The 26,853-nt window shown below is 41.3% G+C and carries 23 protein-coding genes; 5 read left to right on the top strand and 18 right to left on the bottom strand.

Annotation, left to right across the window (positions count from 1 at the left end; all coding sequences use genetic code 11):
* Nucleotides 1–5: 5 nt before the first annotated feature.
* The 12 genes from hflK to cutA all read right to left on the bottom strand — a co-directional run bounded on the left by hflK (nucleotide 6) and on the right by cutA (nucleotide 12,398).
* Entirely contained in the window at nucleotides 6–1,175 is a 1,170-nt protein-coding gene (gene hflK / locus LOS73_RS01560; protein ID WP_007375941.1) for an FtsH protease activity modulator HflK, read from the bottom strand.
* Nucleotides 1,176–1,275: 100 nt separating this feature from the next.
* Complete coding sequence (gene hflX / locus LOS73_RS01555; protein WP_007375940.1) at nucleotides 1,276–2,565, bottom strand: ribosome rescue GTPase HflX; 1,290 nt, start codon at nucleotides 2,563–2,565, stop codon at nucleotides 1,276–1,278.
* A gap of 15 nt (nucleotides 2,566–2,580) precedes the next feature.
* The gene (gene hfq / locus LOS73_RS01550) at nucleotides 2,581–2,844 is read right to left on the bottom strand and encodes an RNA chaperone Hfq (protein ID WP_007375939.1); all 264 of its coding nucleotides are present in this window, start codon (nucleotides 2,842–2,844) and stop codon (nucleotides 2,581–2,583) included.
* A gap of 81 nt (nucleotides 2,845–2,925) precedes the next feature.
* Entirely contained in the window at nucleotides 2,926–3,843 is a 918-nt protein-coding gene (miaA, locus tag LOS73_RS01545; protein WP_457934364.1) for a tRNA (adenosine(37)-N6)-dimethylallyltransferase MiaA, read from the bottom strand.
* 10 nt (nucleotides 3,844–3,853) lie between these two features.
* The gene (gene mutL / locus LOS73_RS01540; RefSeq protein ID WP_342865902.1) at nucleotides 3,854–5,701 is read right to left on the bottom strand and encodes a DNA mismatch repair endonuclease MutL; all 1,848 of its coding nucleotides are present in this window, start codon (nucleotides 5,699–5,701) and stop codon (nucleotides 3,854–3,856) included.
* 36 nt (nucleotides 5,702–5,737) lie between these two features.
* Complete coding sequence (locus tag LOS73_RS01535) at nucleotides 5,738–7,081, bottom strand: N-acetylmuramoyl-L-alanine amidase (protein WP_033038180.1); 1,344 nt, start codon at nucleotides 7,079–7,081, stop codon at nucleotides 5,738–5,740.
* A gap of 19 nt (nucleotides 7,082–7,100) precedes the next feature.
* On the bottom strand, nucleotides 7,101–7,577 hold the full coding sequence (tsaE, locus tag LOS73_RS01530; protein WP_457934363.1) for a tRNA (adenosine(37)-N6)-threonylcarbamoyltransferase complex ATPase subunit type 1 TsaE: 477 nt from the start codon (nucleotides 7,575–7,577) through the stop codon (nucleotides 7,101–7,103).
* Nucleotides 7,578–7,703: 126 nt separating this feature from the next.
* Nucleotides 7,704–9,044, bottom strand: coding sequence for an acetyl-CoA carboxylase biotin carboxylase subunit (accC, locus tag LOS73_RS01525; protein WP_007375934.1), 1,341 nt, complete (start codon nucleotides 9,042–9,044; stop codon nucleotides 7,704–7,706).
* A 26-nt stretch (nucleotides 9,045–9,070) separates the two neighbouring features.
* Entirely contained in the window at nucleotides 9,071–9,529 is a 459-nt protein-coding gene (accB, locus tag LOS73_RS01520) for an acetyl-CoA carboxylase biotin carboxyl carrier protein (RefSeq protein ID WP_007375933.1), read from the bottom strand.
* Between the two features lie 38 nt (nucleotides 9,530–9,567).
* Nucleotides 9,568–10,020 (bottom strand): type II 3-dehydroquinate dehydratase, encoded by a 453-nt coding sequence (gene aroQ / locus LOS73_RS01515; protein WP_007375932.1) that lies wholly within the window; start codon nucleotides 10,018–10,020, stop codon nucleotides 9,568–9,570.
* A gap of 228 nt (nucleotides 10,021–10,248) precedes the next feature.
* Nucleotides 10,249–12,078: a protein-disulfide reductase DsbD gene (locus LOS73_RS01510; protein ID WP_457934362.1), complete on the bottom strand. Its 1,830-nt coding sequence runs from the start codon at nucleotides 12,076–12,078 to the stop codon at nucleotides 10,249–10,251.
* Nucleotides 12,078–12,398 carry a divalent-cation tolerance protein CutA gene (gene cutA, locus LOS73_RS01505; protein WP_007375930.1) on the bottom strand — a complete coding sequence of 107 codons (321 nt, stop codon included), beginning with the start codon at nucleotides 12,396–12,398 and terminating at the stop codon, nucleotides 12,078–12,080. Before cutA ends, LOS73_RS01510 begins: the two co-directional genes overlap by 1 nt.
* 178 nt (nucleotides 12,399–12,576) lie before the next feature.
* On the opposite strand from cutA, the gene LOS73_RS01500 reads away from it, so the two are divergent.
* The 5 genes from LOS73_RS01500 to LOS73_RS01480 all read left to right on the top strand — a co-directional run bounded on the left by LOS73_RS01500 (nucleotide 12,577) and on the right by LOS73_RS01480 (nucleotide 16,076).
* A complete protein-coding gene (locus LOS73_RS01500) occupies nucleotides 12,577–13,053 on the top strand; it encodes an FxsA family protein (protein ID WP_342863192.1) in 477 nt (158 codons plus the stop codon).
* Between the two features lie 110 nt (nucleotides 13,054–13,163).
* The gene (locus LOS73_RS01495; protein ID WP_457934361.1) at nucleotides 13,164–13,451 is read left to right on the top strand and encodes a co-chaperone GroES; all 288 of its coding nucleotides are present in this window, start codon (nucleotides 13,164–13,166) and stop codon (nucleotides 13,449–13,451) included.
* 48 nt (nucleotides 13,452–13,499) lie between these two features.
* A complete protein-coding gene (gene groL / locus LOS73_RS01490) occupies nucleotides 13,500–15,140 on the top strand; it encodes a chaperonin GroEL (protein ID WP_165723678.1) in 1,641 nt (546 codons plus the stop codon).
* A 223-nt stretch (nucleotides 15,141–15,363) separates the two neighbouring features.
* Complete coding sequence (locus LOS73_RS01485) at nucleotides 15,364–15,567, top strand: hypothetical protein (RefSeq protein ID WP_457934360.1); 204 nt, start codon at nucleotides 15,364–15,366, stop codon at nucleotides 15,565–15,567.
* Between the two features lie 92 nt (nucleotides 15,568–15,659).
* Nucleotides 15,660–16,076, top strand: coding sequence for a VOC family protein (locus LOS73_RS01480; protein ID WP_457934359.1), 417 nt, complete (start codon nucleotides 15,660–15,662; stop codon nucleotides 16,074–16,076).
* A 22-nt stretch (nucleotides 16,077–16,098) separates the two neighbouring features.
* On the opposite strand, the gene LOS73_RS01475 is transcribed toward LOS73_RS01480, so the two are convergent.
* The 6 genes from LOS73_RS01475 to rpoC all read right to left on the bottom strand — a co-directional run bounded on the left by LOS73_RS01475 (nucleotide 16,099) and on the right by rpoC (nucleotide 26,774).
* Nucleotides 16,099–17,574, bottom strand: a complete 1,476-nt coding sequence (locus tag LOS73_RS01475; RefSeq protein ID WP_457934358.1) for an NAD(P)H-hydrate dehydratase — start codon at nucleotides 17,572–17,574, stop codon at nucleotides 16,099–16,101.
* 498 nt (nucleotides 17,575–18,072) lie between these two features.
* Complete coding sequence (gene tuf / locus LOS73_RS01470; RefSeq protein WP_058230523.1) at nucleotides 18,073–19,257, bottom strand: elongation factor Tu; 1,185 nt, start codon at nucleotides 19,255–19,257, stop codon at nucleotides 18,073–18,075.
* Between the two features lie 62 nt (nucleotides 19,258–19,319).
* Nucleotides 19,320–21,434: an elongation factor G gene (gene fusA, locus LOS73_RS01465; RefSeq protein WP_457934357.1), complete on the bottom strand. Its 2,115-nt coding sequence runs from the start codon at nucleotides 21,432–21,434 to the stop codon at nucleotides 19,320–19,322.
* Between the two features lie 27 nt (nucleotides 21,435–21,461).
* Nucleotides 21,462–21,932 (bottom strand): 30S ribosomal protein S7, encoded by a 471-nt coding sequence (gene rpsG, locus LOS73_RS01460; protein WP_010555004.1) that lies wholly within the window; start codon nucleotides 21,930–21,932, stop codon nucleotides 21,462–21,464.
* A gap of 97 nt (nucleotides 21,933–22,029) precedes the next feature.
* Nucleotides 22,030–22,404, bottom strand: a complete 375-nt coding sequence (gene rpsL / locus LOS73_RS01455) for a 30S ribosomal protein S12 (protein WP_002958885.1) — start codon at nucleotides 22,402–22,404, stop codon at nucleotides 22,030–22,032.
* Between the two features lie 194 nt (nucleotides 22,405–22,598).
* Entirely contained in the window at nucleotides 22,599–26,774 is a 4,176-nt protein-coding gene (gene rpoC, locus LOS73_RS01450; protein WP_007378454.1) for a DNA-directed RNA polymerase subunit beta', read from the bottom strand.
* Between the last annotated feature and the right edge of the window lie 79 nt (nucleotides 26,775–26,853).

The following is a 26,853-nucleotide window of genomic DNA, read 5'->3' as shown; positions in this document are numbered from 1 at the left end:
TATGCTTATCTCCCTTCATTAAAGCGATCATTGTTAAAGCGGTCATTACCACCATTAACAGTGCTATTGCGTGATGTATTCACTTTATTACGTAAATCTTGAATATCACTTGAGCTTGGTAGAGCAACACGTGTTGCTGTGCCTTGCTTATCCATGATCTTATCAAGCGGTAAATAAATCATGTTATTACCACCTTTCACATCAACCAATACTTTAGAACTACTCCCTAACACTTCTTCCATTGCATCAATGTATAAGCGCTCACGAGTAACTTCTTTAGCTGCTTGATATTCAGGTAATAACTTTTCAAACCGAGCCACTTCACCCTGTGCTTCTAAAGTTATACGCTCTTGGTAACCTTCAGCTTCCTGCGTCATACGTGTTACTTGACCACGTGCACGAGGCTCAATTTCACGGGCGTAGGCCTCTGCTTCACGAATGAAACGTTCTTCATCTTCTTGTGCAGCAATTGCATCATCAAATGCATCTTTAACTTCAGTTGGCGGACGAGAATCTTTAAAGTTAACGTCAGTTACAATTAAACCCAAGTTATATGGTTCGATAATCTTATTAAGCTCATCCCATGTATTTTGACGAACAACCTCACGACCATTAGTCAAAACTTGGTCCATTTTGGCATGGCCCACAACATAGCGCAGTGCGCTATCTAATGCTTCTTCTAAGCTGCTATCAGCATTAGTTACACTAAATTTGTAAAGGTATGGGTCAATAACTCGGTATTGCACCTGAAACTCAACGCTTACTACGTTTTCGTCTTCAGTTAACATAAAGCCAGTAGCTGATAGTGAACGAACTGCTTCAATATCGACTGGGATCACTGTTTCAATAAACGTCATTTTCCAACGCAGACCTGGATCTGCAATTCGGTCATATTTGCCAAATTGAAGAACCACACCACGCTCGGCTTCTTTTACCGTGTAAATACCACTTAACGCCCATACAATAACGGCGATAATAAGTATAAATGAAATACCGGCTCCGCCAAGTCCACCACCGCTACCATTGCCGGATTTTTTCCCGCCAAATAAGCCGCCGAACTTGTTACTAAATTTACGGAACACCTCGTCTAAATCAGGTGGGCCTTGATCACGTCCGCCTTTATTATTCCACGGATCTTTGTCATTGCCATTATTACCCGGTTCATTCCAGGCCATAGCTATACTCCATTGTTATCTAAATAAATTAGGAAATTGTGTTAAATCTAACAAATCTACCGCGTTTCTCATACAAAAACCGACATTTAAACGTCAATTTTTAATTACGGCTGATAAAACCAGCAATTTCAGGACCAAATTCTTTAATTAAACGATTCCACTCAACCATAGGCATTCTAACATCTAACAGCCAATTACCTTGATCATCAAATCGCTCTTCATGCACTGCGTTTAAACTAAATAATGCAGCCCTTAGGCGACCATACAATGGCGTAAGAAATAAGGTTTCGTTAAACATTTTCTTAGCAAGTAGCTCACTAATGGCCTCACTAAGTAATTCACAGCCTTCACCAGTCTGGGCGCTAAGCCACACCCTTATAGGTTGTCCTTCGTCATCGCGATCAATACGGGGAGCTGCGTTATCTAGCGCATCAATTTTATTATAAATTAATAGCTGTGGTACTTCATCGGCTTCAATTTCTTTAAGCACCGATTGTACTTGTTCAATATTTTCTTGAAGACGAGAGTCTGCTGCGTCAATTACATGTAGCTGTAAATCAGCTTCACGAGTTTCAGTAAGCGTTGCTTTAAAAGCCGCGACTAAGTCATGCGGTAAATGACGAATAAAACCAACCGTATCCGCTAAAATAACGGGGCCAACATCACCTAATTCAAGCTTGCGTAAAGTTGGATCAAGCGTTGCAAACAACTGATCGGCCGCATATACGTCTGAGTGTGTAATACGATTAAATAACGTAGATTTACCCGCATTCGTGTAACCCACTAACGATACAGTAGGTATTTCATTACGTGTACGAGCTCGCCTACCTTGTTCGCGCTGTACAGCTACTTTAGCCAAACGCGCACGAATATTTTGAATACGAGCACGAAGTAATCGTCTGTCGGTTTCAAGTTGGGTTTCACCTGGCCCACGCAAGCCAATCCCGCCTTTTTGACGTTCAAGATGGGTCCAGCCTCGAATTAATCGAGTTGACATATGGCGAAGTTGTGCCAATTCAACCTGCAGCTTACCTTCATGGGTACGTGCACGTTGGGCAAAAATATCAAGAATTAGCGTCGTTCTATCAAGTACACGACACTCACAAACGCGTTCTAAGTTACGCTCTTGTGACGGTCTGAGTTGATGATTAAAAATAACGACATCTGCATTGTGGATTTTGACAATTTCAGCTATTTCTTCTGCTTTACCGGTACCGACGAATAGTTTCGGATGTGGTGCTTGACGGCTGCCTTGCACAACCGCCAAACTACTAACACCAGCAGAGGATACCAACATTTCTAATTCATGAAGATCTTCACGATCTCCTTCTTTAGGTAAGTCGATATGAACTAAAATTGCCTGTTCGCCGGATTCATAGCGGTCAAACAAGCATTACGCTCCTAATTAAAAGTTTCCAGCTTCTGGCTCTTCAGTGCTCTCATCCCCTTGAACACCTTGGAAGTTGACTGCGCGAGCAGGTACAACTGTTGAAATTGCGTGTTTATATACCATTTGGTTTACAGTGTTTTCAAGTAAAATAACAAATTGGTCAAATGACTGAATTTTACCTTGTAATTTTATGCCATTTACCAAAAAGATTGATACTGGAATGCGCTCACGACGTAGTGCATTCAAAAATGGGTCTTGTAACGATTGGCCTTTTGCCATGTTATTATTCCTTCGTTCTAGGTGTTATTATAATTAAGTGGCTGAACTTATTTAACAAAGCTAAATTTTGTTCAACTACTACTAGCTTAGCGAACTTACTACACGATGCAAGTTTTCTTCATCACCTGTTGTTAACCAAGTAACATCAGGCCAGCTTCTCAACCAAGTTAATTGACGTTTGGCCAATTGACGTGTAGCAGCGATGCCGCGAAAAACCATTTCATCATGGTCTATCTCACCCGCAAGGTAATCCCACATTTGTCTATAACCTACACAACGAATAGAAGGCATATTGGGGTGTAAATCCTTACGTAGATATAGGGTCGAAACTTCATTTTCAAACCCCTGATCAATCATTATTTTAAACCTTTCTTCAATTCGCGCATGTAATTCACTGCGTTCTTGCGGTGTAATCGCAAATTGATGAAAAGTATAAGGTAAAGGTGGCTGTTTTTGCTTTTGCAACTCAGTCATGGTTTTACCAGTTAATCGGTAAACTTCTAAAGCGCGATTAATTCTTTGTGAATCATTTTCACTCATTTTTTCAGCTGCTTTAGGGTCAACTTTAGCTAATTCTTTATATAAATGAGGCCAGCCAAATTCTTTAGCTTGTGCTTCTAATTCTGCTCTTATTACTGCATCTGCTTCAGGCAAAGGCGATAAACCATCAATTAAAGATTTGAAGTACAACATTGTACCCCCAACCAATACAGGCACTTTACCTTGTCTATGGAATTCGTCAATTTTTTGCACTGCATCGCGCCTAAAATCTGCAACTGAATACGTTTCACTCGGGTCAAGTAGATCAATTAAATGATGTGGAGCTTTAACAAGTTCTTCTGCATCGGGTTTTGCAGTTCCAATGTTCATATCTTTATACACTAACGCTGAATCAACGCTGATTATTTCTGTATTTAAATGCTCGCACAGTGAGATAGCCAATGCTGTTTTACCAGCAGCAGTTGGACCCATTAAAAATATAACTGGTAAATTACTCAACACTGATACCTTAATCTAATTGCGTTAAATAGTGATTTAACTCTATTTTAACTGCTTTTTCGCGTAAGCGTTCAATAGTTTGCGGATTATTTTGTAAGCGTATTTGTTGCGCTAAAAATACATTGCTCAAATAAAATCGAGTTGGTACACATTTCATCTGCCACGCTAACCAGTTCTCTATATTTTCGAGTCCCGCTTTACATGCATCAAGCAGCTCACCTATTGCTGTACTTACATCAAGTAAATATAAACACGCTGGTAATTTTTTAACCATTACAAACTGTTTTTCTATTACGAGTTCAAAACCAAGTAATGTAAACCACGATTGCTGAGCCTTTATAAGCAAGCAATCTTCTTTGTCTAGGCTTACCCGCACAGGTAACAAAAGGGCTTTCCCTTCTAAACTTCCGAACTCTTTAATTTGATTATGCCAATCATCAACTAATGCATATTTAAAATGTGAGCAATACAATTGCTGCTCTTCACTAAAGACACACACTCCTTCACTAACACTTATAATAGAAACAGCTTTTAAGACATTATCAACAGATACTGACTGGTGTTGTGCTGCAGATATATTGGCTGTATTGTCAAAATGCGCAGCGTGTTGCTCACTCACTCCTTGATAAAACGCATTTACGTCATGATGGCTCGTACTTGGTGCTGCACGGTATGCACCGCCAACACTTCTAGTACCTGAAGACGAACTTGAGCTACCAGCACTTCCAGAGTAAGAGGGCTGTAATTGCGATTTAGGGTAATCAAATACTCCATCGCTCTCTATATTATTACCGCTACTATGTGTTGGGCTTGTGAACACAGAAGAAAATTCAGTTTCAGTGCTTACTGACTCGCTAACAAACTCACCTTGCAAAGGTACTACAACTTGCTTAATAGCTTGCAATATAAAATCATGAATTAATCGCCCTTGATGAAAACGCACTTCATGCTTAGCAGGGTGAACATTTACATCGACCTGTCGTGGGTCAATATCAATATAAATAACAAACCCAGGTAGCTCTTGCGTCCCACTCACCTCTTCAAACGCTTGGCGTATCGCATGTAAAATAAGCTTATCGCGCATCATGCGATTATTCACATAAGTGTACTGAGTAGTGTTCGCTGAGCCTACAGGCAGCACCCAACCATGCAACTGTAAACCGCCTTCTCCTGATTGAATATGCAAACCTTGCTCGGCAAAGGCCTTGCCTGCAACTTGTGCTACGCGTGTTATAGCCTGAGAGGGATCAGTTTTGGCACGATACTGCCTTACTACTTTTTCGTTGTGAGTTAGTGTAATAGAGACATCAAAGCGACTAAGCGCAATACGCTTTATCAACTCATCAATATGGTTAAATTCAGTTTTTTCGGTGCGTAAAAATTTACGACGTGCTGGGGTGTTAAAAAATAAATCTTTTACTTCAATGGTTGTGCCATCGGGGTGCGCTACTGGCTTTACTTGCACGGCCATGTCGCGGCCTTCTGCAAAAGCTTGCCAAGCTGCTTCTTGCTCTTTTGGTTTTGAGCTCAGCGTTAAACGCGACACAGAACTAATTGACGCAAGTGCTTCCCCTCTAAAGCCAAGTGAGCAAATGTTTTCAAGGTCATCAAGTGATTTTAATTTACTTGTTGCGTGGCGAGAAAGCGCGAGCGTTAGCTCATCTTTACTTATCCCAGCGCCATTATCACGAATACGAATAAGCTTATGGCCGCCGCGCTCTATATCTATTTGAATACGGTTAGCACCAGCATCTAAACTATTTTCGACTAGCTCTTTTACTACCGACGCTGGACGCTCGACCACTTCGCCTGCAGCTATTTGGTTGGCTAAACGCGCGGGTAATATTTCAATATTCATGGAACTTCCTAGCAAACATTGCGCTGATAATAATGACTAACTTTGCGGTATATCAAGCTCTTGCCCAATAAATAAAGTATTAGAGCTTAGTTTATTAACTTGCTTTAATTTACTGACCGTAATGCCATAACGACTTGCCAACATACTCAAAGACTCTCCAGGGCGTACTTTATGTTTTGTTGGGTATTGCGACTTTAATTTGGCAAATAAAGAATCATCAGGTGGATTTTTTAAATAATAATTTTTAATTGAAGTAAATATCGCTTTAGCTAAACGCTCTTGATGATTAGCGCTTTTAAGTAATTTTTCTTCTCGCGGGTTAGATATAAACCCCGTTTCTACCAAAATAGATGGAATGTCTGGTGACTTAAGTACAGCAAGGCTGGCGTGTTGCGGATCTTTTTTATGCAGTTTGGCAACTTTACGCAACTCTTTAACCACCTCGTCGGCTACACTTAAGCCAGTTTTCATCGAATGGTCCATCGACATATCAAGCAATGCTTGTGCTAGATATTTTTCATTAGCGGCATCTTTCATCACATCAGCAGCACCACCTAAAAGCTCAGAGTGCTTTTCTTTATCTTCTATCCATTTACCTATTTCTGAATTAGCACGCCTTAATGATAACACCCAAACAGAGGCACCATTTGGTCCTGGGCTTGTAAATGCATCTGCATGAATAGAAACAAAAAAATCGGCCTTTTTTTCACGCGCTCGATTAGTACGCGTATTGAGTTTTACAAAATAATCACCGCTTCGTACCATACGTGAAATCATACCGCGCTCACCGTCGATCATGCGCTCTAATCGCTTTGCTATTTGCAATGTGACTGTTTTTTCGTACGTGCCTGATGGACCTATGGAGCCAGGATCTTCGCCGCCATGGCCTGCATCAATTGCAATAACAATGTCGCGTTCTTGACTTAATTGGCGATTTTTAGCCGCTGTTTGTGCAGGTGATACAACAGTTTTTGCTTGGCTCTTATTATATAAATCAACAACGAGTCTATTTTTATAAGGACCAGTAGGTGCTAAAGCAAACACAACAGGCTTTACTGGTGCGTTTAATTCAAACACTAACCGTACACTGTGCTTATTTTTAGGTTTTGAGTAGCGTAGCTTGCTCACTATTTGATGTTTTGGTGGTACACCTGGCAGTATTTTTAACTCGCTAGTATTTTCTAAATCGACCACTAAGCGGCTAGGGTTTTTTAGCATAAAATAACTAAAGTCGGGCTTGTCATTTAAATCAAACACCACACGCGTACTGTCTGGAGATGGCCATACACGTACGCTATTAATAGTATTTTTCGCCCACAGCGGCAGGCTTATGGTAATAACCATAAGGTAAATAAAGAGTTTAACTGCACCTCGACTCATTTGATAATTACTGCCTTCACTAATTTATTGTTTTTTTATTTAGTTTTTCGACAATTGCTACACCGCGATCACTCGCACTATTAATAACAATTTTACGTTCGTTACCCACATAGCTTAGGGTAATATCTAAATCAGGCACAGGAATAAATTCGCCACCTTTTTCAGGCCATTCAACAACACAAATTGCATTTGCTGAAAAATAATCGCGTATTCCCATGTATTCGAGTTCTTCAGGGTCGCCTAAACGGTATAAATCAAAATGATAAACATTTGCTTGTTCAAGCTCATAAGGTTCTACTAACGTATATGTGGGGCTTTTAACCTTACCAGTATGGCCAAAGCCTTGCACTACGCCACGGGTAAACGTGGTTTTACCAGCTCCTAAATCGCCATGTAAATAAATCACCGCACCTTGCTCTATAATAGCTGCAACTTGGTTCCCCATAGTAACGGTTGCCACTTCATCATTTAGGTGTGATTCAAAACTACGCGTCATTACTACCTCAAAAATTTACTTAAAAGCGCATGTTTGCCAATCATACCAGAATATTTATTTAAGGCGATAAATTGCAGTTTCAGGCATAAAAAAACCGGCCTAAGCCGGTTTTTTAAAACGCTAGAATTATAACCCTAATTTTTTCTCAAGATAGTGGATGTTAGTGCCACCATTTTGGAAGTTTTCATCTGCAAGAATTCTCTTATGCAAAGGAGTATTAGTTTTAATTCCGTCAATTACTAGCTCGTTAAGTGCATTGCGCGCGCGGGCAATAGCTACGTCACGGTTTTCACCGTAAGTAATTAGCTTACCAATCATTGAATCGTAATGCGGTGGAACCGTATAGTCAGCGTAAATATGGCTGTCCCAACGAATACCTAAACCACCTGCTGGATGGAAACGGGTAATTTTACCCGGTGACGGGATAAACGTTTCAGGATCTTCAGCATTAATACGGCACTCAATAGCATGACCACGAATAACAACGTCGTCTTGAGTGAATGATAACGGTTGACCCGCTGCAATTTTTAACTGCTCTTTCACTAAATCGATACCAGTAACCATTTCAGTAACAGGGTGTTCAACCTGAATACGTGTATTCATTTCGATGAAGTAAAATTCGCCGTTTTCGTATAAAAACTCAAACGTACCTGCACCACGGTATCCAATTTCGATACATGCACGTGTACAGCGCTCGCCAATGAATTTACGCGTTTCAGCAGTAATTCCTGGTGCTGGCGCTTCTTCAACTACCTTTTGGTGACGACGTTGCATAGAACAATCACGTTCACCTAAATGTACTGCATTACCTTGGCCGTCAGCTAATACTTGAACTTCGATATGGCGTGGGTTTTCAAGGAATTTTTCCATGTAAACCATGCTATTACCAAAGAATTGCTTAGCTTCTTGCTGTGTTAATGCAATTGAATCAATAAGTTCAGCTTCGCTGCGAACAACACGCATACCACGACCACCACCGCCACCAGCAGCTTTGATGATTACCGGGTAACCGATACGCTTAGCGATTTGCATGTTGCGTTCTTTATCATCTGATACTGGGCCGTCAGAGCCAGGAACACATGGAACGCCTGCTTTACGCATTGCTGCGATAGCAGACACTTTATCACCCATAAGACGAATAGTGTCGCCACGAGGGCCAATAAATACAAAACCACTTTGCTCAACTTGGTCGGCAAAATCAGCATTTTCTGCAAGGAAACCGTAACCAGGATGAATCGCTACAGCGTCAGTTATTTCAGCCGCAGCAATAATGCGCGGAATATCTAAATAACTTTCAGTTGCTGAAGGTCTACCAATACAGATGGTTTCATCTGCAAGCAATACATGCTTAAGATCGCGATCTGCCGTTGAATGCACAGCAACCGTTTTGATCCCAAGCTCTTTGCAGGCGCGCAATATACGAAGTGCAATTTCACCTCGGTTTGCAATGACTACTTTATCTAACATTAGAGTTGGCCTTTTAGGTTACGCTATTATTCAATGATGAATAGAGGTTGATCAAATTCTATTGGCTCGCCATTTTCAGCTAAGATAGCTCTTACTGTACCGGCTTTATCTGATTCAATTTGGTTCATCATTTTCATAGCTTCGATAATACAAAGTGTATCGCCAACTTTAACTTGTTGACCTACTTCTACATATGCTGGCGCTTCAGGGGACGCAGCTGAGTAAAAAGAACCAACCATTGGTGATTTAACTTGATGACCCATAGGCTCAGCTGGTGCTGCTGCTTCAACAGCTACAGGAGCCGCTGCAACTGGTGCTGCTGGCGCTGGTGCATATTGCTGTGGAGCAAATTGCGGGTAACCTGGGCCTGCGCTCATATTGTTACGGTTAATACGTACTGATTCTTCACCTTCAGTGATTTCTAGCTCAGCAATACCTGATTCTTCTACTAATTCGATAAGCTTCTTTATCTTGCGAATATCCATTACACGACCCGCCTGTTAGTTTGTGTGTTAATTTAAAATTAAATTGCGTTTTGCAACCGGTTAACTGCCGCATTTAATGCTGCGTGATAACCCATTGCACCTAATCCACATATCACGCCTTGTGCCACATCAGAAAAATACGAATGATGACGAAAGGCTTCACGTGCGTGCACGTTACTTAAGTGCACCTCAAAAAACGGAATATCAACACTTAACAGTGCATCACGTAATGCGACGCTAGTATGCGTAAATGCAGCTGGGTTGATAATTATGTAATCAACCGCTTGCCAAGCATCGTGAATTCGTTCGATGAGTACTTGCTCACTATTACTTTGAAAATGCGTTAACTTAACATCTAGACTATCAGCAGCACTGGTTAGTTCGTTCATAATCTCACTGAGCGTCTGAAAACCGTATTTGTCCGGTTCACGTTTGCCAAGCATGTTTAAATTTGGACCATTTATAACTAAAAGGTTAAATTTTGCAGCCATAATACGCGATATATCCTATAAGTAATGAGTTAAGCGGTTACTAACTAATTTTTCACTTTTAAGTAAGTAGAAAAAGCAATGTAGCAACAATTTCTCACGTTAACCAACTATTATAGTGATTTCGACGTAAATAGCAGCAAAATACTGGTCTTATCAGTGTGATGGGTACAGGTATCAGAAGAATAAAGAAGGTGCCACTTAATCAGTATAGGTGGCACTATTGCACTATTATTGTGCGCTGGCGCGCACTATAGCTAGGTGTTTAGCAAAATCATCAGCGTTTAAAAAGCCAGTCACTCGTTGCATACTAAGCTCTTGCCCTTGAGTATTAAAAAACAAAATACTAGGTAAACCAAACACGGTGTACTCTTCCATTAGCTCAATTGTTTTATTGTCACTGTTAGTTAAATCAACTTGAATTAGCTGGTAATGGCTAAATTCACTTTGCACTTTGGCATCTGGAAACGTGTAATGCTCAAACTCTTTACACGCCACACACCAGTCGGCATATAAGTCGACCATAACCATTCGACCATCGTCGTTTGCTTGTGCAACCGCTTCTTTTAGCTCAGCTAAATCAGCCACCTGTTTAAACTCATTACTTTGCGAGCTTACTTGCACCGCTTGTACCGGCCAAAAGTAGTTTTTTGTTAACGTAAAGCCTGTAATAACTAATAGCGTTGCAACAAACCACAATGCAGTTTTTAACTTGCTTTGTGCTTGGCTACTTTGCCAATGATGTAAGTACAGTGCCGTTGCTAATGCAAGCACACCTGCCATTAATAATATTATGTCGGCGCTTACTAGTCGCCCAAGTAATATAAGCGGCACAACGAGCATCACAAAACCAAACAAGGTTTTAACTTGCTCCATCCAACCACCGGCTTTAGGCAGCAATTTACCGCCAGATGTACCAAGTAATAAAAGTGGTAACCCCATACCTAAACTAAGCACGTATAGTGTTAAAGCACCTACTAAGTAATCACCACTTTGTGCAACAAATAAGAGCGCCGCCGACAGTGGCGCAGTAGTACAAGGTGATGCTATTAATCCCGAAAGCACGCCCATTAAAAATACGCCAACGTAGTTGCCGCCTTTTTGATTATTACTTACCTGAGTTAACTTGCTCATCATACTGCTTGGCAGTTTTATTTCGTACCAGCCAAACATAGACATAGCCAATAATACAAATAATAAACTAAAGCTGATTAACACAAATGGATGCTGTAAATACCCCTGCACTTGCCCACCAAGCGCTGCAACAACCAAACCTAGTGCTGCGTAAGTAACAGCCATACCTTGTATATATACAAACGATAGTGCAAAGGCTTTTTTAGTTGAAAGGTTTTGCTGACCCGCAATTAAGCTCGACAAAATAGGAAACATAGGGAATACGCATGGCGTAAAAGCAAGGCCAACACCAACAGCAAAAAATATGAGTAAATTAGTTATTAAGCCCTGACTTGCTAATTGCTCAGTAAAAGTAAGTTCTTTTTCGGCATCATCCGAATTTGTTGTAGGTTCAGTGGCAGGCTCATTAAGTGCTGCAAATGTACTTTTAGCTGCTGTTGCTTCATCTGTAGTGTTATTTTGCTCTACATTTTTAACCTGCGCGCCATTAATTACACTAAGTGGAATGCTAATAACTTCTGGCGGATAACAAAGCCCTGCTTTAGCACAGCCTTGGTAACGCACTTTAACTACGGCACCGTCGGTAACATTACTTAGCTTACTAATAACACTTGCGGAATTAAAAAAAACCTCTGTTTTACCAAAAAATTCATCTTCAATAATTTCGCCACTGCCGGAGTCGCCTACTTGAATGTTTGCATCTTTGGCGATAATTTCTATTTTCTTTTTATATAAATAATAGTCTGGCGCTATATCCCAACCTACAAACAAGGTGCTGCCTTGCTGATCAAAGTCAAACATAAACGCTTGGTCTACAGGTAAAAAAGTCTGTTGCGGAGGCCCAAGGAGATCACCAAGCACATTATTAGTTGTAGCCTTTACAGGCGCAGTTAATAGCGTTACCAATAATAAAAAGAAAAAACGCATTAATTCAGTACCTCATCCATCCAATTAAAATATGCTAAGTTTCCAGTTGCAACATCAATAACTTGTATCTCTGGAACTTCATAACTATGCATTGCTTTTATTGTTACAAACACATCGTTCATTTTGTCTGATTTCGTTTTTATAAGTAGTTTAGTTTCAGTCGCTTCAGCCACTTCGCCTTCCCACATATAAATAGATCCCACATTGGGTAAAATATTTACACAAGCAGCAAGCTTTTGCTCAACTAATGCCCTTGCAAGTATACGTGCTTCGTCTTCGTCTTTGCAGATCGTGAAAATCAGTTTAAATTGCGTAGTCATTGTGAACCTTTACTTATTTAACAGTGTCTAGCTTCATAGTATCTGATAGCCGATACAATGTGTAGACGCTTAAATATCAGTAAAATGACTATACCTATGCCCTAACCTTGAAAAGAGACCTCGTCACCCTCATTTATATTTCATCAACTCTTTTGAGTGTCATTATTTAGAGAGCGTTATGTTTAGATTTTTATTTGTGTTGTTTATCATCGTGCCTATTATCGAAATTGCCTTACTGATTCAAGTAAGCGATGTGATTGGTGGGTTTGCAACAATCGCACTTGTTGTTATTACTGCTATCTTAGGTGCAAAGATGGTTAAACAACAAGGTATGAGTGCCCTGCAAAACGTACAAACGCAAATGGCACAAGGGCAAATGCCAGCTAAAGAATTATTTACCGGAATATGCGTTGTAATTGCAGGTGTATTACTACTTACTCCTGGCATTATGACTGACGTATTTGGGCTACTATTATTAACCCCTGCCATTCGTAACAAATTGGCAGCAGGCCTTGCTAGCCAAGCAACTGTTAGAATGAGCACAGGCATGCAACAAGGGCCATCACCATTTGCTCAACAACCACATTCATCGCGTGAACAGCAGCAAATGGACCAGCCGACCACTATTGATGGTGAATATGAGCGAAAAGATTAAAAATTTATCATTTTTTCCCTTGGAATTTTTCACTCTACCCCCATTAATGAATGCAAATTAGAAAAGCTTTTTTCTGTACTGTTCAGAAACTGTTAGGAGAACTAAAAAACATGAACATTCGTCCTTTACAAGATCGCGTAATCGTTAAACGTCTAGAAGAAGAAACAAAATCTGCTGGCGGTATTGTATTAACTGGCTCTGCAGCTGAAAAATCAACTCGCGGAGAAGTTGTAGCCATAGGTAGTGGTCGCGTTTTAGATAACGGTGACGTGAGAGCGTTAGAAGTTAAAGCCGGTGACACTGTGTTATTTGGCTCATATGTTGAAAAAGTTGAAAAGATCGAAGGTCAAGAGTACCTGATCATGCGTGAAGATAATATTTTAGGCATTGTAGGCTAAACCTACTTTTCGTTTATAAACATTTAAGAATTTAGAGGAATTTAAAACATGGCAGCAAAAGAAGTACTTTTTGCAGGTGACGCACGCGCTAAAATGCTAACTGGCGTAAACATCCTGGCAAACGCAGTAAAAGTTACATTAGGTCCTAAAGGCCGTAACGTTGTACTAGACAAATCATTTGGCTCTCCAGTTATCACTAAAGATGGTGTATCTGTAGCAAAAGAAATCGAACTTGAAGACAAGTTTGAAAACATGGGCGCACAAATGGTTAAAGAAGTTGCATCTAAAGCAAATGATGCAGCCGGCGATGGTACAACTACCGCTACAGTACTTGCACAGTCTATTGTTAATGAAGGCCTTAAAGCTGTTGCAGCAGGCATGAATCCAATGGATCTTAAGCGCGGCATCGACAAAGCAGTTATTGCTGCTGTTGCAGAGCTTAAAGCGTTATCTGTTCCTTGTTCTGATACTAAAGCAATTGCACAAGTAGGTACTATTTCAGCTAACTCTGATCAAGAGATTGGTAATATCATTGCTCAAGCAATGGAAAAAGTAGGCCGCAACAGTGGTGTTATTACTGTAGAAGAAGGTCAATCACTTGAAAACGAACTAGATGTTGTTGAAGGCATGCAGTTTGACCGTGGTTACTTATCTCCTTACTTTATCAACAGCCCAGAAAAAGGCACTGTTGAACTAGATAACCCATTTATTCTACTTGTAGATAAAAAAATATCTAACATCCGTGAATTATTACCAACATTAGAAGCGGTTGCTAAAGCAAGTAAACCACTACTAATCATTGCAGAAGACCTTGAAGGCGAAGCACTAGCTACATTAGTAGTTAATAACATGCGCGGTATTGTTAAAGTATCAGCTGTTAAAGCACCTGGCTTTGGCGATCGTCGTAAAGCAATGCTACAAGATATCGCTGTATTAACTGGCGGTACTGTTATTTCTGAAGAAATCGGCTTAGAGCTTGAAAAAGCAACAGTTGAAGACCTAGGTACAGCTAAACGCGTAATTATCACTAAAGATGATACAACTATCATTGACGGTGCTGGTGAAGAAGCAGGTATTACTGGTCGTGTTTCTCAAATTAAAGCACAAATTGAAGAAGCTACATCTGACTACGATAAAGAAAAACTTCAAGAGCGCATGGCTAAACTAGCTGGCGGTGTTGCAGTAATCAAAGTAGGTGCTGCTACTGAAATCGAAATGAAAGAGAAAAAAGACCGCGTTGAAGATGCATTAAATGCAACTCGTGCAGCGGTTGAAGAAGGCGTAGTACCTGGCGGCGGTGTTGCACTTGTACGTGCTGCGAGCAAGCTAGTTGATTTAGTTGGCGACAACGAAGATCAAAACCACGGTATTAAAGTTGCACTTCGTGCGATGGAAGCACCACTTCGTCAAATCGTAACAAACGCAGGCGACGAAGCATCAGTTGTAATTAACGCAGTTAAAGGCGGCGATGGTAACTACGGTTACAACGCAGCAACTGGCGAATACAACGACATGATTGAAATGGGTATCCTAGATCCAACTAAAGTAACACGCTCTGCATTACAATTTGCAGGGTCTATTGCGGGTCTAATGATCACTACTGAAGCAATGGTAGCTGAAATCCCTAAAGACGAATCTGCTGGTGCACCTGATATGGGTGGCATGGGCGGCATGGGCGGCATGATGTGATAAACATCACCGTTTAAGCACCTCGCTTATATAAAAAACCAGCTTCGGCTGGTTTTTTGCTTTTTAGAATAAAAATCATTGATATTGTTTAATTTATACCCATACCTAAGTTACGTATAACTAAGATTTATATTAAATGGATTTATTAAATAATAACGAAATATTCATCTTCTTTGTTTTTGTTGCTCTTGTGACTGGGTTATTTTCATTCGTAGTTTGGGCTATGCTCAAAATGGTCACGTGGGGTAAAAGTATGTCTAAGGGGGCTTATTTATTTTTAGCATTCTTTCCGCTTATTTCTATTATTCCTATCCCACCACCTACATACGAAAATGTACAAAAAGCAAAACAAGAACAAAGAAAACGCAAAGAAGACTCAGGTGATCCACCCGATGATGAAGATGATGAAGACGAACTTACAAGTTAGTTAAAATTACACTCTACGAGCATATACCCTGCGTAGTCGCTAACTAATATGATAAAAAGCACATTTATTTAATAGTACGGAGTAAACCAAACATGACTAACGCTCAACAGCATATCGGCAGCATTGCATTAGTTGTTAAAGACTACGACGAGGCAATTGAGTTTTATACTCAAAAGCTTAATTTTGAGTTAGTCGAAGATACTGATTTAGGTGATGGTAAACGCTGGGTGTTAATTTCACCTCCAAATTCAAACAGGGCTAATTCGAGCAGGACTAATCTACTGCTTGCTAAAGCCACAACACCCGAACAAATGAGCGCTATTGGTAATCAAACGGGTGGTCGTGTGTTTTTATTTTTGCATACTAATGATTTCTGGCGAGATTATAATTTAATGCTTTCTAAAGGCGTTACATTTAACGAAGAGCCTAGAGTAGAACCCTATGGCACCGTAGTGGTTTTTGAAGACCTATATGGTACAAAATGGGATTTACTGCAGCCTAATAATTAGTTATGTAAAGTGACGCTTTAACTCACGTCACTTTATTAACTAACTCTCTTACAATTGCGAATAAATCACTGGGTAGCATTCCTCTTTGCCCGTCTCGCTCACTTGCGATATCACCAGCTTTAGCGTGCAGTGTTACACCATAGCGTGCTGCTTCATCAATAGTTAAACCTTGAGCAAGTAATGCCCCAATAATACCAGTAAGTACATCGCCACTGCCGCCAACGGCGAGTGCCGGATTACCATCTTCACACACCCACGTTTGCTGAGCATTATCTATTAATGTTCCTGCGCCTTTTAATACACAAGTCGCGTTATAGCGCTTGGCACAAAGGCGGGCATAATTAAAGCGGTCTGATTCTATTTCATTGGTGCTAACACTTAGCAGTCGCGAAGCTTCGCCTGGGTGTGGCGTAAGTACGCATTGCTTTAACATATATGATGAAGCTTTCTTAGCCAGTAAATTAAGGGCATCTGCATCTATAACCAATGGCATTTTATTGTTTTGGCAATATTGCACTACTTCATCGAATGTTTGTTGTGCCCACTCGTCTTGCCCAAGCCCTGGGCCAATAACAACGCAGCTTGCCCACTCTAGCGCTTGATGTAAGTTATTACTGCTTACCATAAGTTCTGGTCTACCAATACTAATAGGCGTTATTGAGCTTTCGTGTGTATACACCCTTACCATGCCAGCACCCGTTCTAAGGGCTGCTTCACTACTTAACCTAATTGCACCTGCAGTACCTTGATTGCCACCAACACATAAAAGTTTACCGTGGCTTCCTTTGTGACTATTGATTGCCCGCGTGGCTATTCCTTTATAGCTATTGATATTAACAAGGGTTCCTGAAGATTGAGCGACACAAGTAAACGCATCGCCAATTGCTAAATCATCAAATACTAACTTACCGCTATATTGTTTACCTGCTGTAGTTGTGAGTCCTTGCTTTATACCCACAAAAGTAACGGTTGAAGTCGCTTGTACTGCGCACCCTAAAGGCTGCCCTGTATTTGCTTCAATGCCTGATGGAATATCAATGCTTATTACGGGCTTACCACTGTTATTTACAGCGTTAATTATATTCGCAAAATTATCGCGCACGGCGTTATTAAGCCCAGTCCCAAGGAGCGCATCAATAACGATATCGCACTCATTAAGAGCATCTTTTGTAAAATGAGAAACCACCCCACCCGCTTCTATCCATAACTGCTGCGCCTTTGCAGCATCACCGGTTAATGCTTTATTAGGCTCAGCTGCGCATACTGTTACCAGTTGACCTGATTGCTTGATCAGCCTAGCAGTAATATAGGCGTCTCCAGCGTTGTTACCATGGCCAACAATGACTAATGTATGCTGTGAATCAAATAACTGCCATTGCTTATATACAGCCTCTCCTGCGCGCTGCATTAGGGTAAATAAATCACAATGGCTATTTTTAGCTGCAAGCGCTTCGTTATCTCTCACCTGCTCGGCGCTAAATAGAGTTTGGTTCAACATAAATATTCCCCTTAACTGGCTCTAATTTAACTTTATCAAGACTCAAACCTATCGGCTAGATTAGTAATTAATTTTTTGTATTTTATGTAGCTGTGTTAGAAGGTAAATATTTAAATAAAAGCCACTCTGGAACAAAAGTAGGAATACCGCTTTTATATAACACTTTATTTTAGACATTAAAAAGCCCGAAACTAAGCTCGGGCTTTTTGGTAATAATTAGCTAGGCTAATAATTACGCTTTGAACGTTGCTACAAAGCACCTACGCCTAAGGCTAGAGCGCCACTATCATATGACACTTTTCTTCAGGCATTAAAAAAGGCCACCTAAGTGACCTTTTTATAACAATTAACTTTAAAGCTAATAATTACGCTTTGAACGTTGCTACAAAGTACCTACGCCTAAGGTAAGAGCGCCACCTTCATATGACACTTTTCTTCAGGCATTAAAAAAGGCCACCTGAGTGACCTTTTTCTAACAATTAACTTAAAAGTTAATTATTACGCTACGATAGTTGCTACAACACCAGCACCTACAGTACGACCACCTTCACGGATAGCAAAACGAAGACCTTCATCCATCGCGATTGGTGCGATTAGAGTTACTGTCATCTTGATGTTATCACCAGGCATTACCATTTCTACGCCTTCTGGTAACTGTACGTCACCAGTTACGTCAGTTGTACGGAAGTAGAACTGTGGACGGTAACCTTTGAAGAATGGAGTATGACGACCACCTTCATCTTTAGAAAGTACGTATACTTCTGAAGTGAATGTAGTATGTGGGTTGATTGAACCAGGCTTAGCTAGTACTTGACCACGTTCAACGTCTTCACGCTTAGTACCACGTAGAAGTGCGCCGATGTTTTCGCCAGCACGACCTTCGTCAAGAAGCTTACGGAACATTTCAACACCAGTACAAGTAGACTTAGTAGTCTCTTTGATACCAACGATTTCAACTTCGTCATTTACGTTGATGATACCAGCTTCAACACGACCAGTTACAACAGTACCACGACCCTGGATTGAGAAAACGTCTTCGATAGGCATGATGAAAGGCTTATCGATGTCACGCTCTGGCTCTGGGATGTAAGAATCAAGTGCGTTTGCAAGCTCAACAATCTTATCTTCCCACTCTTTCTCGCCTTCTAACGCTTTAAGCGCAGAACCAGCGATTAGAGGTAAGTCATCACCTGGGAAATCGTATTCTGAAAGAAGTTCACGAACTTCCATTTCTACTAGTTCAAGTAGCTCTTCGTCATCTACCATGTCACATTTGTTCATGAACACGATGATGTAAGGAACGCCAACTTGACGAGAAAGAAGGATGTGCTCACGTGTTTGTGGCATAGGGCCATCTGTCGCAGCAACTACTAAGATCGCGCCATCCATTTGAGCAGCACCAGTGATCATGTTTTTAACATAATCGGCGTGACCAGGACAATCTACGTGTGCGTAGTGACGTGTAGGAGTATCGTATTCAACGTGAGACGTTGAAATAGTGATACCACGTTCGCGCTCTTCAGGAGCGTTGTCGATTGATGCGAAATCTTTAGCAACACCGCCGTATACTTTTGCAAGTACGTTAGTGATTGCTGCAGTTAGTGTAGTTTTACCGTGGTCAACGTGGCCGATTGTACCAACGTTTACGTGCGGTTTTACGCGTTCAAACTTTTCTTTTGCCATCTTAAAAAATTCCTAATAAAGAAATTAAAGCCTGACTCACTATTGAGCCAGACAAGCTAAAATTATATAACAGCGCGAGCTGAAATTATTGTATCTGCAACATTTTTAGAGGCTTCAGCGTACTTCACAAACTCCATAGAGTATGAGGCACGGCCCTGAGTTGCAGATCGTAAAGCAGTCGCATAACCAAACATTTCAGAAAGAGGAACTTGCGCATTAATTTGCTTAAGCCCACCTAATGCATCTTCCATGCCTTCGATTATGCCGCGACGACGGTTTAAGTCGCCAACTACATCACCCATATTTGAATCAGGAGTGAGTACTTCAACCTTCATTACTGGTTCTAAAAGTACAGGGTTAGCTTTAAGCGCCCCTTCTCTCATTGCCAGTGAACCTGCTATTTTAAATGCCATTTCATTCGAATCTACATCATGGAATGAACCATCATATAAAGTCGCTTTAACGCCAAGTAATGGGTAGCCTGCCAGTACACCTTGAGACATTTGCTCTTGGATACCTTTGTCTACCGCAGGGACGAACTCTTTAGGAACAGAGCCACCTACGGTTTCGTTAACGAACTCGTAAATTGGTGACTCATCATCCGTGATATCCATCGGTTCAAGTTTAATCCAAACGTGTCCATATTGGCCACGACCACCTGACTGACGTATAAACTTCCCTTCAACTTCAACAGTTGAACGAATAGCTTCTCGGTATGAGACCTGCGGCTTACCAACGTTACATTCAACACTGAATTCACGTTTCATACGGTCGACGATGATATCTAGGTGAAGTTCACCCATGCCAGAGATTATAACCTGGCCTGATTCTTCGTCAGTTTGTACGCGAAAAGAAGGGTCTTCAGCAGCTAGTTTTCCTAGCGCGATACCCATCTTATCTTGGTCAGCTATAGTGCGAGGCTCAACCGCAATAGAGATTACTGGTTCAGGGAATTCCATACGCTCAAGCGTAATAATAGAATTCGGATCACACAGTGTTTCACCTGTTGTTACGTCTTTAAGACCAATAGCTGCCGCGATGTCGCCTGCGAAAACTTCTTTGATCTCTTCACGAGAGTTTGAATGCATCTGTACGATACGGCCAAGTCGCTCACGCTTACTTTTTACTGGATTATATACCGTGTCACCCTGTTTAACAGTACCAGAGTAAACACGGAAAAAGGTCAAGGTCCCAACAAACGGGTCTGTTGCAATCTTAAAAGCGAGTGCAGCAAACGGCGCTTTATCATTAGCCGGACGTTCTTCCTCAGTACCATTTTCTAAGATACCTTGGATTTGTTTCACTTGTTCTGGTGACGGCATATATTCAACAACGCCATCAAGCACAGCTTGAACGCCTTTGTTTTTAAATGCGCTACCACAAGTAACTGGAACAATCTCATTAGCTAATGTTCGTTGACGTAAAGCATTTTTAATTTCTGCTTCACTTAACTCTTCACCTTCTAAGTATTTATCCATTAGTTCTTCTGAGGCTTCAGCAGCGCTTTCAACTAAATGAGAGCGCCATTCTTCAGCCAATTCCAGAAGCTCTGCCGGTATTGCCTCATAAGAGAAAGTCATACCCTGGTCCGCTTCGTTCCAGTTAATCACTTTCATTTTTATAAGGTCAATAACACCTTTAAAGTCGTCCTCAGCGCCTACAGGCAACTGAATTGGAACAGGCGTTGCTCCAAGACGAGATTTCACCTGGCTAACCACAGCTAAGAAGTCAGCGCCCGTGCGATCCATTTTATTTACGAAGATCATTCTCGGAACTTCGTATTTGTTCGCTTGACGCCAAACTGTCTCAGTTTGCGGCTGTACACCAGATGAAGCACAAAGAACAACTACCGCACCATCTAGTACGCGTAAAGAACGCTCTACTTCGATAGTGAAATCTACGTGTCCTGGAGTATCAATAATATTGATACGATGGGCGTCAAATTGAGCATCCATCCCTTTCCAAAAACACGTTGTTGCAGCAGAAGTGATTGTGATACCACGCTCTTGTTCCTGCTCCATCCAATCCATAGTTGCAGCGCCATCATGTACTTCACCGATCTTATGAGAAAGACCCGTGTAGAACAGAACACGTTCTGTTGTGGTGGTTTTGCCTGCATCTACGTGAGCAACAATACCTATATTACGATAGCGCTCAAGTGGAGTTGTACGTGCCATATGATCCTCTTAAAGGTTAAAGACAGATTACCAACGGTAATGAGCGAATGCTTTATTCGCTTCAGCCATACGGTGAACGTCTTCACGTTTCTTAACCGCAGTGCCTTTATTATCAGAAGCGTCAACGATTTCTTGAGCTAAACGTAAGCCCATAGATTTTTCGCCACGCTTACGTGCAGCGTCTACTAACCAACGCATACCTAATGCGTTACGACGAACTGGACGTACTTCAACTGGTACTTGATAAGTTGAACCACCAACACGGCGAGATTTAACCTCTACCTGTGGGCGGATATTATCAAGTGCAGTTTCAAAGATTTCTAGGTGCGACTTGCCTGATTTCTCAGCAGCCACGTCTAGCGCACCATAAACAATTTTTTCAGCAGTAGATTTCTTGCCGTCTAACATCACGATGTTAACGAATTTAGCAAGAAGTTCCGATCCGAACTTAGGATCTGGAAGAATTTTACGTTGACCGATTACGCGTCTTCTAGGCATTTTGTATCTCCGGTTTATTCAGGTTTGCTCTTTCGAGTCAATCACCCAAAACAATAATTATAAATATTTAGTGCTTGGCCTTACTAACGGAATACAATTACCCTTTAGGGCGTTTTGCACCGTATTTAGAACGAGCTTGACGACGATCGCTAACGCCTGCACAGTCAAGTGCACCACGAACAGTGTGAAAACGCACACCTGGTAAATCTTTAACACGACCACCACGGATTAGGATTACACTATGCTCTTGAAGGTTATGACCTTCACCGCCAATGTATGAAGTTACTTCGAAACCGTTAGTTAAACGTACACGTGCTACTTTACGTAACGCCGAGTTTGGTTTCTTAGGTGTAGTTGTATATACGCGAGTACATACACCGCGCTTTTGCGGACACGCTTTTAGTGCAGCTGAGTTACTTTTCGTAACCTTGCTACGGCGTGGCTTACGCACTAGCTGGTTAATAGTTGCCATTTAAATAGCTCCTGAAATTAAAATTACTACTGAAAAAAATAAAAAATCCGCCCTTTATTTACGAGCCTGCATTAAGCACACAAGTAAATGGGTGGCGGAATTTTAATGAGCAAAGTTTAACCTGTCAACCTAAACTAATCGCAAGACAGCATATAACTGCCTTACGATTACTTAATCTATTGATTAAGAACAGTTTATTGATTTCCAGACAAATCAGCATTTAGAGCGTCTGTAAGTGCTTGAGTTGCCTCTTCTGCACTTACTGTTTGCTCTTCTACGACTACTTTGCTTTGTTTACGGCGAGCCATACGTTCTTGATGATACGCAAAACCGGTACCGGCTGGGATCAAACGACCCACAATTACGTTTTCTTTAAGACCGCGAAGCTCATCGCTCTTACCATTCACTGCCGCATCTGTAAGAACACGTGTTGTCTCTTGGAAAGACGCTGCAGAGATGAAAGATTCTGTTGCTAGTGATGCTTTTGTGATACCCATTAATTGGATTTCAAACTTAGCTGGGATCTTACCTTGTTTTTCAAGGTCACGGTTTGCGATATTAACGCGCGCCACTTCGATTTGTTCACCAGCTAAGAAGTCAGTATCACCACCGTGTATAATGGTACATTTACGTAACATTTGACGGATAATTGTTTCAATGTGCTTGTCATTGATCTTAACGCCTTGCAAACGGTAAACCTCTTGCACTTCGTTAACGATGTAGTTAGCAACATGAGTCACACCACGTAAGCGTAAGATGTCATGTGGTGATTCAGGACCATCGGCGATAACTTCACCTTTAGACACTTGCTCACCTTCAAACACGTTAAGTTGACGCCACTTGTGAATCATTTCTTCGTAATGATCACCTTCTGGTGGAGTAATAACTAAACGCTTCTTACCTTTAGTCTCTTTACCGAAGCTAATTGTACCAGTTACTTCAGCTAATATAGCTGGATCTTTTGGCTTACGAGCTTCAAATAAGTCGGCTACGCGTGGTAGACCACCCGTGATATCACGAGTTTTCGAACCTTCTTGCGGAATACGTGCTAACACGTCACCTGGGTTTGCTGTAACGCCGTCAATTACTTCAATCGTTGTGAATGAAGGAAGACGTGTTTCTTGCAAGCCGCGCTCTTCACTTTCGATGATAAGCTTTGGTTCTTTCGTATTTACTTTAGCAAGGTCTTTAACAACTACACGGGTTAAACCAGTTAGTTCATCAGTCTGTGCTTCAGTATTTGAGTCATCAATATCGCTGAACGATACTTTTGATTTATGCTCAAGAACGATTGGGTGACTATGCGGGTCCCAAGTAGCAACGATGTCGTTACCTTGAACTTCTGCATTATCTTTAACTGTTAATACCGCACCGTAAGGTACTTTATAACGCTCTTTCTCACGGCCATGGCTATCGATGATAGTAATTTCCGTTGAACGCGAAGTAATAACAATCTTATCGTCTGTATTTAATACATATTTAGAGTTATGCAGTTTTAACGTACCGTTAGTTTTAACTTGTACATTATTTTCTGCAGACGCTCTAGATGCTGCACCACCGATGTGGAAGGTACGCATCGTAAGCTGTGTACCTGGCTCACCGATTGACTGTGCTGCGATAACACCTACTGATTCACCAGCGTTGATGATATGACCACGTGCTAGGTCACGACCGTAACAGTTAGCACAAACACCAAAGTCATTATCACAAGTGATAACAGAGCGTACGCGAACTTCATCTACTGAATGCTCTTCTAAAAGATCACACAGTTTTTCGTCAAGCATGACATTACGCTCAACAAGTACTGTATTAGTACCTGGAATCACAATATCTTCAGCAACAACACGACCTAAAACACGTTCGCGAAGTGCTTCTACAACATCACCACCTTCAATAAGCGGTTTCATTGTTAAGCCATCTTCTGTGCCACAGTCATCTTCATTGATTACCAAATCTTGTGCAACGTCTACTAGACGACGCGTTAGGTAACCCGAGTTTGCTGTTTTAAGTGCTGTATCGGCAAGACCTTTACGCGCACCATGCGTTGAGATGAAGTACTGAAGTACGTTTAGACCTTCACGGAAGTTAGCTGTGATTGGAGTCTCGATGATTGAACCATCTGGACGTGCCATTAGACCACGCATACCCGCCAACTGACGAATCTGTGCAGCACTACCACGAGCACCTGAGTCGGCCATCATAAACACTGAGTTAAATGACGGTTGCTCTACTTCTTCACCCTTTGCATTGATAACCGTGTCTTTCGACAAGTTAGACATCATTTCACGTGATAAGTTTTCGTTTACACGTGACCAGATATCGATAACTTTGTTGTACTTTTCACCAGCCGTTACAAGACCTGATTGGAATTGTTGGTTGATTTCAGTAACTTCAGCTTCAGCTGATTCAATTATCTGTGCTTTAACCGGTGGGATAACTAAGTCATCAATACCGATAGAAACACCTGACTTCATTGCATAATGGAAACCGGTGTACATAACTTGGTCAGCAAACACAACAGTGTCTTTAAGGCCTAGACGACGGTAACACTCATTCAATAAGCTAGAAATCTGCTTTTTACCAAGCGGCTGATTGATTGACGCAAACGGCATACCAGTTGGTAAAATTAGAGACAAAATTGCACGACCGACAGTTGTATCGATAACAGTAATAGTATCTTCTACTACACCATCTTCGTTTTTAACTGATTGGCTAATACGTACTTTCACGATTGCGTGAAGGTCTGCATTGCCACTGCGGTATGCTTTTTCTGCTTCTTTTGGATCTTTAAATATCGCGCCTTCGCCTTTAGCGTTAATGCGGTCACGAGTCATGTAATAAAGACCCAATACAACATCCTGTGAAGGAACGATGATTGGCTCACCATTCGCAGGAGATAGAATGTTGTTTGTTGACATCATCAATGCACGAGCTTCAAGCTGCGCTTCGATTGTTAACGGTACGTGTACCGCCATTTGGTCACCATCGAAATCGGCGTTGTACGCCGCACATACTAATGGATGCAAATGAATCGCTTTACCTTCGATAAGCACAGGCTCAAACGCTTGGATACCCAAACGGTGAAGTGTTGGTGCACGGTTAAGTAATACCGGATGTTCACGAATTACTTCGTCAAGTACATCCCATACTTCCGGAACTTCACGTTCTACCATTTTTTTAGCTGCTTTGATCGTCGTAGCCATGCCGCGACGCTCTAGTTTGCCATAGATGAATGGTTTGAATAGCTCAAGTGCCATCTTCTTAGGAAGACCACATTGGTGAAGCTTAAGTGTAGGACCTACTGTAATTACAGAACGGCCTGAATAATCTACACGCTTACCAAGTAAGTTCTGACGGAAACGACCTTGCTTGCCCTTGATCATATCAGCAAGAGATTTAAGAGGACGTTTGTTAGAACCTGTAATTGCACGACCACGACGACCGTTATCAAGTAGCGCATCTACCGCTTCTTGTAACATACGTTTTTCGTTGCGTACAATAATGTCTGGTGCTGCTAAATCTAGTAGACGTTTAAGACGGTTATTACGGTTAATAACACGACGGTAAAGGTCATTTAGATCAGATGTCGCAAAACGACCACCGTCTAATGGTACTAATGGACGTAGATCAGGTGGCAATACTGGAAGTACTGTCATGATCATCCACTCAGGGTTATTACCTGATTGGTGGAACGATTCCATTAACTTAAGACGTTTAGTGATTTTTTTACGCTTAGTTTCAGAGTTAATTGTTGGTAACTCTTCACGCATCTCAGCAATTAATTGAGCAAGATCAAGTTCACGAAGCAAGTCTAACACTGCTTCAGCACCCATCTTCGCTTCAAACTCATCACCGTGCTCTTCTAGTGCATCTAGGTATTCTTCTTCACCTAATAGTTGACCACGCTCAAGCGTTGTCATACCAGGCTCAGTCACTACGAATGATTCGAAGTAAAGAACACGTTCAATATCACGAAGCGTCATATCTAGCATTAAGCCAATACGTGACGGTAATGATTTTAAAAACCATATATGTGCAACTGGGCTCGCAAGGTCAATATGACCCATACGATCGCGTCGCACTTTAGTTAGTGTAACTTCAACGCCACACTTCTCACAGATCACACCACGGTGTTTAAGGCGTTTATATTTACCACATAAACACTCATAATCTTTCACTGGGCCGAAAATACGGGCACAGAATAAGCCATCGCGCTCAGGCTTGAAAGTACGGTAGTTAATAGTCTCAGGTTTCTTTACTTCACCGTATGACCATGAACGAACCATGTCTGGTGAAGCAAGACCAATGCGAATTGCATCGAATTCTTCGGTCTTATTTTGTTGCTTCAGAAACTTAAGTAAGTCTTTCACCTTAGCTCTCCTGTCGGAGTTAATCTTGAGGACGGGTAATCTCGTCCCTACATTCTATTCAGCCGTAACAGATGCTGCA

The sequence above is a fragment of the Pseudoalteromonas sp. SCSIO 43210 genome (genome assembly GCF_054133285.1).
The sequence above is the reverse complement of the archived record's forward strand: the minus strand, read 5'-3'. Positions and strand labels throughout refer to the sequence as shown.